Here is a 10,951-nt window from a genome sequence, read left to right as displayed (position 1 = left end):
CCTCTGGGAGAGGGGGCCGATCCCGGTTGTTTTCAAGTCCAGCGTTCGGCTCGATATTGCAGGCGAGCGTAAATCGTAAATACACCTCGGTCAGTTCCCTCTCCCTTTGGGAGAGGGTTAGGGTGAGGGGCTTTTGATCTTCGATGGGGTGGGGTCAGAACGCCACCGACGTCTGTACATAAACCGTCCGCGGCTCACCTACGTACTTGCCCTTGTTGTTGTCATCGAACGAGCGTGTGAAGTACTGCGTGTTGAAGATGTTCTTCACCCCCACCGCCACATTCAAATCCGACAGTTGCGGTCCGAAGTCATACCCGGCGCGGCTGCTGAACAGCATGTAACCGGGGATCTTGCCGGTGCTGCCATCGGCACTTTCCTTCGAGGTGTTGGCGTTGTCGGCAAACTGGTCGCTCTGGAAGCTGCTGTCCAGATTCAGCTTCCATGGCCCTTCGGTATAACCGACGCCAATCGTGCCTTTGTGCTTGGAGGAAAAAGGCACGCGGTTGCCTTTGTTCGGCCCGTCTTCGCGAATGGTCGCATCGACATAGGCATAACTGGCGTAGACATCGAAACCGGCCAGCGCCGGGCTCAAGTCGTCGAGCGCGTAATTGACGCTGGTCTCGATGCCCTGATGGCGGGTTTCGCCGCGAGCGATCACCGAGTCGTTGGTCTGGTTGCTTTCGTACTGGTTGTCGAAGTTGATCAGGAACGCGCCGATTTCCGCGCGCAGGGCACCGTTGTCATAGCGCGTGCCGAGTTCCCAGGTGCGGGCCTTTTCCGGTTTCACCTCGCCGCTGCTCACGCGATTGGGCATCTGGCTGTATTGCACGCTGCCGAACGAGCCTTCGGTGTTGGCGTACAGATTCCAGCTGTCGGTGAGGTGATAGAGCACGTTCAGCGCCGGCAGCGCGGTGTTGTAGTCGCCCTTGTATTTGACGTTGGTCAGGTTGTTGGTCTGCTGCGACTCGATCATCTCGTAGCGCACGCCCGGGGTGATGGTCCATTTGCCGATGTCGATGCGGTCATCGACGAAGAATGCGTTGGCCTCGGTACCACCGCGAGTGTCACGGTCGTTGCGGCTGCTGGTGGTCGGGTATTGGTTGGCGCTGATCGGCGTGCGATAGCGCAGTTCGTGGCCGGCCTCATTGATGTAGCGGTAGCCGACGCCGACTTCGTGGCTGCTCGGACCCAGGTCGAAGCCTTGGGCGAAACGGGTTTCCAGACCACGCACCCAATACTCGCGGGGCGACAACGAAAGAAACGTGCCCTGATCCAGATAACCGCTGCGCAGGGTTTTGGTGAAGAAGGTGTTGGCGGTGAATTCGCGGCGATCTTGCTGATAGCGATAGCCGAAGTTGAACATCGTGCGGCGCCCCCAGAACTGGTCTTTCGGTCGCGTCGACTGATACGGATCGGCATCGTAATCGGCGACATTGAGACCGCCGGGCATGTCGGCCTTGCCCTCGTAATACTGGGCCATGGCGTTGAAGCTGTTGGCGTCGTCGAGCTGGTACTTGCCCTTGAGGATCAGGTCGTCGATCTCGGTATCGCTGTGTTCACGCCAGTCACCACCACGGGTGCCGGAGTACAGCAAGGCGCCACCGAGGCCGTTGGCGTTGGTGCCGCCGGCCAGCAGATTGGCGCTGGTCTTGAAACCGTCGTGGCTCGACGATGGGCTGGTTTCAGTCTGCAAACCTCCCTTGACCGTTGGCTCGTCGGGAATCGCCCGGGTCACGAAGTTGACCACGCCGCCGACGTTCTGCGGGCCGTAACGCACCGCGCCGCCGCCACGCACCACGTCCACGGCATCCATGTTGCCCATGCTGATCGGCGCGAACGAAAGCTGCGGCTGACCATACGGCGCGAACGGCACCGGGATGCCATCCATCAATACTGTCGAGCGTGCGGCCAGGCGTGGATTCAAACCGCGAATGCCGAAATTCAGCGCCATGTCGTGGCTGCCGGTGCCGTTGTTCTCCGGCGCGTTCACACCGGGGATGCGGTTGAGCACATCGCGGGCCTGGGTCGCGCCCTGGCGTTCGAATTCTTCGCGGCGGATCACATCGCGCGCGCCGGGGTGTTCGAAGACATTGATCTGCGCCGCATCGCCGAGCCAGTCGCCGACTACGGTCGAGGTGCCCAGCTCCAGCGCCGCGTCAGCCAGCGGTTGCAGGCTGAAGGCGTTGTTACCCTCGGCGCGGGCTTGCAGGCCGGTGCCTTCGAGCAAGGCATCGAGGCCTTGTTGCGCGGTGTAATTGCCTTCCAGACCCCGGCTTTGTACGCCGCTGGTGACTTGCGAACCGAAAGAAATCAGTACGCCTGCTTCACGGCCAAACTGGTTGAGCGCGGTTTCCAGCGATGCCGGGGCGATGTGATAAACCTTGGCTTCGGCACCCATCGCGGCGGGCAGGGCGGTGAAACTCAGGCTGGCGCCGAGCAGAAGATTGCGCAGGCTGCGGGCCAGTGGCGTAAGGCGGGTGGGCTGCATGTGGATGATCCTGAGAAGGTGGAATCAAGGGGGCTTTCCTTCTCTGTCACGCCAGATCTGAAAAACGGCTCATTTATTTTTTCAGAATCAAAAGATCGCAGCCTTCGGCAGCTCCTACAGAAAAAATGCATTCCAAATGTAGGAGCCGCCGAAGGCTGCGATCTTTTGATCTTGCTTTCTAAACCCGCGCTTCGACGCTCACCCAATAACGGGTAAAGCGCTTCACTTGCACCGGCAGACTGATCTGCAGCAGGTCGAGAATCCGCTCGCTGTCATCCAGTGGATACGTCCCGGAAATCAGCAGATCGGCAACCTGACTGTCGCACCGCAGCTGCCCGCGCCGGTAGCGGCCAAGCTCTTCGAGGAAATCGCCGAGGCGCATATGGGCGGCGACCAGCATGCCGTCGGTCCAGGCGCCGCTGTTGGCGTCCAGCGGTTTGGGGGCGCTGACCGAGCTGGCAGTAAAACTCAACTGCCGCGCGATCGGCAGCAGCAGGGGCGCGCGCTGGCTGGCGATGAGTTCGACTCGTCCTTCAAACAGCGCGATCTGCGTGTGATCAACAAACTGCCGCACATTGAGGCGCGCACCTTGGGTTTTCAGCACACCGTGTGCCGTACGTATCTCGAACGGATTTGCAGCGCTCAACAGCATTTCGCCCTCGAGCAGACGAATCAACCGCTGCGTACCATCAACATCAACCGAGCTGGCGGTATTGAGCTGCAACGAATCGGCACCGCCCAAGGCAATCTTGCGTCGCTGGCCGACCGGCGTGCGGTAATCGGCGAGCAGCGACGGCAACGGAGTGTGCTCGCGCATGCCCCAGGTCGCCGCTGAGCCGGCACCGAGAATCAGCAACATTTTCAGCGCCTGACGGCGGCTGCCGGACTTCGGTCCGTTCAACGCGGCGTGGGCCAACGGCGACGACACGCCGCGCAAGCGCTGGTTGACCCGTTGCATGTGTTCCCACGCTCGGCGGTGTTCGCTGTGTGCATCCAGCCATTGTTGCCAGGCCTGTTGCTGGCGCGAGGTCAGCGTGCCCTGCTGCATTTCCAGCAACCAGTGCACCGCCTGTTCGGCGACTTGTGCGGAGAAATCCGGCGTGCGATTCACAGGGCGAAATAGCAGCGCATGGCCGCTTTGTTCAAATGGCGTTTGACCGTGGCCACCGAGATGCCCAGTTCTGCGGCGATCTGTGGATAAGTCAGACCATCGACCTGCGCGAGCAGAAAGGCGCGTTTGACCTGGCGCGGCAAACCGTCGAGCAACTCATCGAGTTCGATCAACGTCTGCAGGATGATCGCTTTGTGCTCTTCCGAAGGCGCGACCATTTCAGGCATCTGCGCCAGTGTCTCGATGTAGGCGCGTTCCACATCCTGGCGTCGGTAATGATTGAACAGCACGCGCTTGGCCAGCGTAGTGAGAAAGGCGCGCGGCTCGATGATCACTGGTGGCTCGCGAGCGGTTAGCATTTTGATGAACGTGTCCTGGGCCAGATCCGCAGCGCTGTCGGGGCAGCCGAGCTTGCGCCGCAGCCAGCCGGTGAGCCAACTGTGGTGGGCGTTGTAGAGCGATTCGACGGGATGGGCGGGCGGCAACGAAATGACTCCGGACGCAAAACTTGCGTAGAGAACGTGCATTAGAGAACAAGAACGGTTCGCATTGTAGAGGCTGGCGACAGTGTCCGGCAATCAGATGCTTTTGCGTATGAGAATATTTATCATTAATATTGCTCGCCTGTAGATTCGGCTTGTCGGCCGAACGTTTCCGTTTCAGGGTCGAAACATGAAAGGCAAACTCGCCACCCTTCCCATGTCCTATCGTCTGGCCGTCACTTCGCGGGTACTGGCGGCGATTTTCGGCGGCTATCTGGTCGCGGCGCTGGCCAGTGTCACCCTGACGTTGTGGCTGCCGCTGAACCGCGCCGAAGCGGTGGTCACTGGTATGACCGTGTCCTTTCTGGTCTATCTGGTCGCGGTGCTCTGGTGCTTTGCCTGCCGCAGCGCGTGGTCGGCGTGGGTCGGCCTGCTGGTGCCGAGCGTGATTCTCGCCACCGTTTCCGGCGCCGCACGCGGACTGGGGCTGGCATGAAAGAGGGTTTGCGTCAGTCGATGGCCTGGCTTCACACCTGGGCCGGGCTGGTGTTCGGCTGGTTGCTGTTCGCGATTTTCCTCACCGGCACGCTCGCTTATTTCAAAGATGAAATCAGCCACTGGATGCAGCCGGAAATCGCTGCGCATTCGCTCGACAGCGAAGCGAGCCTGGCGCTGGCGCAAGATTATCTGCAACAACACGCCGCCGGTGCCTCGCGCTGGCTGATCGATTTGCCCGATGCCCGCGACCCGGGTCTGACCGTGCGCTGGCAGCAGGCGCCGGGCAAACCCGGCGAGCGCGGCCGCTTCGAATCCCGAACCCTCGACGCTCAGACCGGGGCCGAAGTACAGGGCCGCGAAAGCATGGGCGGCGAGTTCTTTTACCGTTTCCACTTCCAGTTGCAGATGCCTTATCCGTGGGGGCGCTGGCTGGCGACTCTCGCTGCGATGGTGATGTTCGTCGCGTTGATCAGCGGCATCATCACCCACAAGAAAATCTTCAAGGACTTCTTCACCTTCCGCCCGCGCAAGGGCCAGCGTTCCTGGCTCGACGGGCATAACGCCGTGGGTGTGCTGGTGCTGCCGTTTCATTTGATGATCACTTACAGCAGCCTGGTGATTTTCATGTCGATGGTGATGCCCGCCAGCATCGTCGCCTCTTACGGCAGCGACGTGCGCAAGTTCTACGACGAAGTCTTTCCCGCCTCGAAGACGCCCGAGCGTGCCGATATCTCCGCGCCGCTGACCGCCATGGCGCCGCTACTGGCCAAGGCCAGCGAGCAGTGGTCGGGCGGCCATACCGCGCGCCTGTCGGTGAGCAACCCGGGCGATGCCAGCGCCACGGTGGTGCTGTCCCGCGCGGGCGATCGGGTGGTGCATGATTTCGGCCGGGCGGTGACCTTCAATGGCGTCACCGGGCAGCTTCTGAACAGCACCCCTGATCAACCCATGGCGATGGTGGTGGGTGGCGCGTTCTACGGTTTGCACATGGGCCATTTCGCCGGGCCGCTGTTGCGCTGGCTGTATTTCCTTTGCGGACTGGCCGGTACGGCAATGATCGGCACCGGGCTGGTGATCTGGCTCGGCAAGCGGCAGCTCAAGCACCTAAAAAGCGCGGCGATGCCCTTCGAATTGCGTTTGGTCGAGGTGCTGAATATCGCCAGCATGGCCGGCCTGGTATCGGCGGTGGCGGTGTTCTTTCTGGCCAATCGACTGCTGCCGGTGAGTCTGGCGGGGCGGGCCGATTGGGAAGTAAATGCGTTTTTTATCGCGTGGGGGCTTAGCCTGTTGCACGCGGTATTGCGTCCGGGACGCAAGGCCTGGATCGAACAGCTGACGCTCGGCGCTGCGCTGTTTATCGCGGTGCCGCTGATCAATGCGCTGACCACACCGTGGAATCTTGGCGCGACCCTGATGCAGCGCGACTGGGCACTGGCCGGATTTGATCTGACTTGTCTGGCGACGGGGCTTTTTCTCGGCTGGGCTGCGCGCAAGATGCAGCGTCCGGGGGACCGCGTCAGCGTTCGCAAAGCAAGTCCTTCGCCTCGCTCGATCACAGTTGAACAGGGGGCCAACTGATGCTGCTGGCCCTGTTGCTCACCTATGCCGGCTTCACCGCGTTGTGCCTGTCGATGCCACGCCATCATGCCGAGTTGCTCGGCGCCAAACCGTCGACGCGCCGCCGTCAGGGTCTGGCGGTGGCGGGATGGCTGTTGCTGGCGCTTTCGCTGTGGGCGGCGGTGGCGGCCGGTGGCTGGAGTTTCGGTCTGGTCGACTGGTTCGCGGTGCTGATGCTCAGTGCTTTGGCATTGGTGCTGTTGCTGCCGTATCGCCCGCGTCTGGCCATGGCACTGGCCGGGTTGAGCCTGCTGGCGAGCCCGGTCGCCGCCTGGGCGCAGTGCTGAAGTGCTGATCGGTCTGCCGCCGGAATCGCGTGACGATGAAGCGCGTGGCGCGCGTGCGCATTTTCTTCAGGTGTTTCTGTCACAGCGTGCGCAAATGGAAGCACTGGTGAACCGCCGCGTCGGTTGTCGGGCGACGGCGGCGGATCTGGTCCAGGATCTGTTTTTGCGCTTCTGGCGTCGGCCGCTGGTCCAGGTCGAAGAACTCAGCACCTATCTGCTGCGCTGCGCCGGCAACATCGCCATCGATCATCTTCGCAGCGAAGGCACGCGCACGCGGGTCAACGAAGGCTGGCAGCCGGACGAACCCGACAGCCACGGCAGCGAACCCCAGGCCGCCCTCGAAGCCGGCAACGATCTGCGCCATGTCGAAGCCGCATTGCGCGCCTTGCCCGAACGCACCCGGCAGATTTTTCTGCTCAATCGCATTCATGGGCGCAAGTACGCCGACATCGCCAAGGCCATGGGCCTGTCCCAAAGTGCCGTGGAAAAACATATGATGCGCGCCCTCGAGGCCTGCAAGGCCAGCCTGCGCGACCCCGCGCCACGCCTGCCAGGGAAAGCACCGTGAAGCCATCCGATCCGATCACACCGACGCCGGCCCAGGAGCAAGCCGCGCTGGCCTGGCTGAGCCTGTTGCACGACCGCCCGAGCACTGGCGATCAACTCACCTTCAGCCAATGGCTGCGCGCCGATCCGGCCCATGCCGAAGCGTACGCGCAGGCGCAGGTGATCTGGGAACTCAGCGAAAGCCCCGCGCGCACGCTGGCCGAGGAAGATACGCTTTCGCTGCAAGGTTATCTGCGGGCGATGGACGCCCCGCGTCGTTCGCCGATGTTGCGTTGGTCTGGAGCGCTGGCGCTGGCCGCGTGTCTGCTGCTGATGGTCAGCCTCGGCACCGGGTGGCAGGCGCAGCGCTGGCTCGACGATCTGCGCGCTGATCATGTCTCGGCACCTGGGGAAATCCGCACGGTGACTCTGGCCGATCAGTCGCAAGTGACACTGGATGCCGACAGTGCGATTGCTGTGGATTTCAGTCACGGTCAGCGCCGCGTGAAATTGATCAGAGGTGCTGCTTTCTTCAGCGTCACTCACACTGGCGACCCTTTTGTGGTGGCGGCGGAGCAGGGCGAAGCGCGGGTGCTGGGCACCCAGTTCGAAGTGCGCCGGCAACTCCATGGCGCGCAAGTGACGGTATTGTCCGGGCGTGTCGCGGTGACGGCAGACGAGCATGGCCAACAGCAGATTCTTACGGCCGGTCAGCAAGTTGCCTACGCCGAGGGCTCAGCGGAAAAACTGCATGGCGTGGACAGTGAAGCGCAACTGGCCTGGCGTCAGGGTTGGCTGACCTACTACAAGACCACGCTGGCCGATGTCGTCGAGGATCTGCGCCGCTATTACCCGGGGCGGATTGTGCTGCTCAACGATGAGCTGGCGGCGCGCAAGGTCAGCGGCAGTTTCCCGAGCAAGGATCCGCAAGCGGTGCTCAATTCGCTGCAAGGGGTACTGGGATTTGAGCAGCATCGGGTGATGGGACAGTTGATTATTTTGCGCTGAGGCTGCCGGCCTCTTCGCGAGCAGGCTCGCTCCCACAGGGTACGCATTTCAAAGGTGGGAGCGAGCCTGCTCGCGAAGGCGTCAGCCCAGGCAACAAATCCCCCGCAAAATATTTTCAAATTAAAGGTGAGGTAACCCCGAGCCCCATCCGTGTAGTGACTGAAACTGCGAGCCATTCGCATCCGTTGCGGTTCTACACAGGTCATTGAGCAATGAAGTCCAGGGCAAAATCCGGTTCGGTCAAACAGTGGTTGGGCATGTCGGCGTTGAGTTTTTCCGCGTTGGCATTGCTGCCGATGAGTATCGCGCTGGCGGCAGAAGCGGTGAGCAATCAGGCGCAACAGCAATTCAATTTTGCCCTCGCCGCGAAACCGTTGCCGCAAGCCCTGAGCGACTTCAGCCGCGTGACCGGGCAAAGCGTGGTCTACACCGATGAAGCGCCGTACGGCCTCAATGCTCCGGCAGTCAACGGCCAGATGAGCGCCGAACAGGCCCTGCAACGTCTGCTCGGCAATTCCGGCCTGAGCTTTCGCCGCACCGACAGTCATACCCTGGCGCTGGAGCCGATGCCGACCGAAGGGGCGCTTAATCTCGGCGCCACCACCATCACGTCTACGCGCGACGAATCGATGAGCTATCAGCCGCCGGAAACCAGTTCGGTGATGCGCTCATCGGCGTCGCTGCAAGAAATTCCACAGACGGTCAATGTCATCCCGGCGCAGGTCATTCGCGATCAGGCGCCGCGCAATCTCGATGACGCGCTGGCCAATGTCAGCGGCATCACCCAGGGCAACACCTTGGGCAGTACCCAGGACTCGGTGATGACTCGCGGTTTCGGCGACAACCGCAATGGCTCGATCATGCGCGACGGCATGCCGCTGGTGCAGGGCCGTGGCATGAACGCGACCGTGGATCGCGTCGAAGTGCTCAAGGGCCCGGCCTCGCTGCTCTACGGGATTCAGGATCCGGGTGGCGTGGTCAACCTGGTCAGCAAGAAGCCGGAACTGACCCAGTACAATGCCGTGACCGTGCGCGGTTCGAGCTACGGTGACGGCAAGAATGGCAGCGGTGGCGCCTTTGACAGCACCGGTGCGCTGGGCGATTCCGGCTTCGCCTATCGCATGGTCGTCGATCATGAAGACGAAGATTACTGGCGCAACTTCGGCACCCATCGCGAGACGCTGATCGCACCGTCGCTGGCCTGGTACGGCGAGCGCACCAAGCTGCTGTTCGCCTACGAGCACCGCGAGTTTCTCACCCCCTTCGACCGTGGCACGCTGATCGATCCGCGCACCAACCATCCGCTGGATATCTCGCGCAAACAGCGTCTCGACGAGCCGTTCAACGACATGGAAGGGCGCTCGGACCTCTACCATTTCGAAGCCGACCACGAACTCAACGACGACTGGAAAGCCCACTTCGGCTTCAGCTGGAACCGCGAAACCTACGACGCCAGCCAAGTGCGCGTGACTGCGATCGACACCAACAAAGGCACACTGACCCGCAGCATGGACGGCACCCAGAATGCGATCAGCACCGATCGTTTCACCACCGCCAGCCTCGAAGGCAAGGTGAATGTACTGGGCATGCAGCATGATCTGGTGTTCGGCGTCGACGACGAATATCGCAAGATCTACCGCGAGGATCTGATCCGGCAGAAAAGCCTGACCACGTTCAGCTATCTCAACCCGGTGTATGGTCGCGAAGTGATGGGCACTACGGTGAGTGCGCCCGACAGCGCGCAGACCGACAAACTGCGCAGCGATTCGCTGTTCCTGCAGGATTCGATTCACCTCAACGAGCAGTGGATTTTGGTCGCTGGCGGACGTTTTCAGGAGTACGACCAGTACGCCGGCAAAGGCGTGCCGTTCAAGGCCAATACCGACAGCAATGGGCAGAAGTGGGTGCCGCGCGCCGGTCTTGTGTATCGCTACACCGACGCCTTGTCGTTCTACGGCAGCTACACCGAATCCTTCAAACCCAACTCGACCATCGCCCCGCTGAGCGGCAGCAGTACGGTGCTCGACGGCAGCATCGCGCCGGAAGAAGCCAAGTCGTGGGAGCTGGGTGCGCGGCTGGATATGCCGGGCAGCATCACCGGCAATATCGCGTTGTTCGACATCAAGAAACGCAACGTACTGGTGGCCAACTCCGAAGGTCCGACGACGATCTACAGCGCCGCTGGCGAGGTGCGTTCCCGTGGGTTGGAAGTCGACCTGAGCGGGCAACTCAGCGAGCACTGGAACCTCATCGGCAGCTATGCCTACACCGATGCCGAAGTCACCGAAGACCCGGAATACAAAGGCAAGCGCCTGCAAAACGTAGCGAAGAATTCCGGCTCGCTGTCGGCGGTGTATGACTTCGGCAATGTGTTTGGCGGCGATCAGTTGCGTGTCGGGGCGGGCGCGCGGTACGTCGGCGAGCGTGCCGGCAACGCGGTGAATGATTTTGACCTGCCGAGCTATACCGTGGCGGATGCGTTTGCCACTTACGACACCACGGTTGAGGGGCAGAAGGTCAAGTTTCAGTTGAACGTGAAGAACCTGTTCGACCGCACTTATTACACCTCTTCGGCGAGCCGCTTCTTTGTGTCGATGGGGGATTCGCGGCAGGTTTCGCTTTCCAGCACGCTGGAGTTTTGAGGCAAGATCAAAAGCCCCTCACCCTAGCCCTCTCCCGGAGGGAGAGGGGACTGACCGTGGGATATTCCAGAGGTACACCGACTTGAACGTGTTGCTTTGAATCCATAATCGATTCGGTGTTTCAGGTCGACGTACAGTGCAAGACAACTCGGTCAGCCCCCTCTCCCTCTGGGAGAGGGGGGCTGACCGTGGGATATTCCAGAGGTACACCGACTTGAATGTGTTGCTTTGAATCCATAATCGATTCGGTGTTTCAGGTCGACGTACAGTGC

9 protein-coding genes are annotated in these 10,951 nt (G+C 61.4%); 6 read left to right on the top strand and 3 right to left on the bottom strand.

What is annotated here, in order from left to right:
* Positions 1-154: 154 nt before the first annotated feature.
* The 3 genes from fecA to AC0Z5Z_RS26550 all read right to left on the bottom strand — a co-directional run bounded on the left by fecA (position 155) and on the right by AC0Z5Z_RS26550 (position 4,126).
* A complete protein-coding gene (fecA, locus tag AC0Z5Z_RS26560; RefSeq protein ID WP_485611856.1) occupies positions 155-2,488 on the bottom strand; it encodes a TonB-dependent Fe(3+) dicitrate receptor FecA in 2,334 nt (777 codons plus the stop codon).
* Positions 2,489-2,666: 178 nt separating this feature from the next.
* Positions 2,667-3,599, bottom strand: a complete 933-nt coding sequence (locus tag AC0Z5Z_RS26555; protein WP_406228299.1) for a DUF4880 domain-containing protein — start codon at positions 3,597-3,599, stop codon at positions 2,667-2,669.
* Positions 3,596-4,126 (bottom strand): sigma-70 family RNA polymerase sigma factor, encoded by a 531-nt coding sequence (locus AC0Z5Z_RS26550; protein ID WP_485611855.1) that lies wholly within the window; start codon positions 4,124-4,126, stop codon positions 3,596-3,598. The genes AC0Z5Z_RS26555 and AC0Z5Z_RS26550 overlap by 4 nt, the downstream gene beginning before the upstream one ends.
* Before the next feature lie 145 nt (positions 4,127-4,271).
* Between AC0Z5Z_RS26550 and AC0Z5Z_RS26545 the strand changes: the two genes are divergently transcribed.
* The 6 genes from AC0Z5Z_RS26545 (at position 4,272) to AC0Z5Z_RS26520 (ending at position 10,679) form a co-directional block, all read left to right on the top strand.
* Positions 4,272-4,577, top strand: coding sequence for a DUF3649 domain-containing protein (locus AC0Z5Z_RS26545; RefSeq protein ID WP_041479671.1), 306 nt, complete (start codon positions 4,272-4,274; stop codon positions 4,575-4,577).
* Complete coding sequence (locus AC0Z5Z_RS26540) at positions 4,574-6,157, top strand: PepSY-associated TM helix domain-containing protein (RefSeq protein ID WP_485611854.1); 1,584 nt, start codon at positions 4,574-4,576, stop codon at positions 6,155-6,157. Before AC0Z5Z_RS26545 ends, AC0Z5Z_RS26540 begins: the two co-directional genes overlap by 4 nt.
* Positions 6,157-6,483, top strand: coding sequence for a DUF3325 domain-containing protein (locus AC0Z5Z_RS26535; RefSeq protein ID WP_150636167.1), 327 nt, complete (start codon positions 6,157-6,159; stop codon positions 6,481-6,483). The genes AC0Z5Z_RS26540 and AC0Z5Z_RS26535 overlap by 1 nt, the downstream gene beginning before the upstream one ends.
* Before the next feature lies 1 nt (position 6,484).
* On the top strand, positions 6,485-7,051 hold the full coding sequence (locus tag AC0Z5Z_RS26530; RefSeq protein WP_071174434.1) for an RNA polymerase sigma factor: 567 nt from the start codon (positions 6,485-6,487) through the stop codon (positions 7,049-7,051).
* The gene (locus tag AC0Z5Z_RS26525; protein WP_460094203.1) at positions 7,048-8,037 is read left to right on the top strand and encodes a FecR family protein; all 990 of its coding nucleotides are present in this window, start codon (positions 7,048-7,050) and stop codon (positions 8,035-8,037) included. Before AC0Z5Z_RS26530 ends, AC0Z5Z_RS26525 begins: the two co-directional genes overlap by 4 nt.
* 212 nt (positions 8,038-8,249) lie before the next feature.
* A complete protein-coding gene (locus AC0Z5Z_RS26520) occupies positions 8,250-10,679 on the top strand; it encodes a TonB-dependent siderophore receptor (RefSeq protein ID WP_485611853.1) in 2,430 nt (809 codons plus the stop codon).
* The last annotated feature ends 272 nt before the right edge of the window (positions 10,680-10,951 follow it).

Source organism: Pseudomonas sp. 1L-E-NC-VB-C3 (genome assembly GCF_057291535.1).
This window is presented reverse-complemented; position numbering and strand designations above follow the sequence as displayed.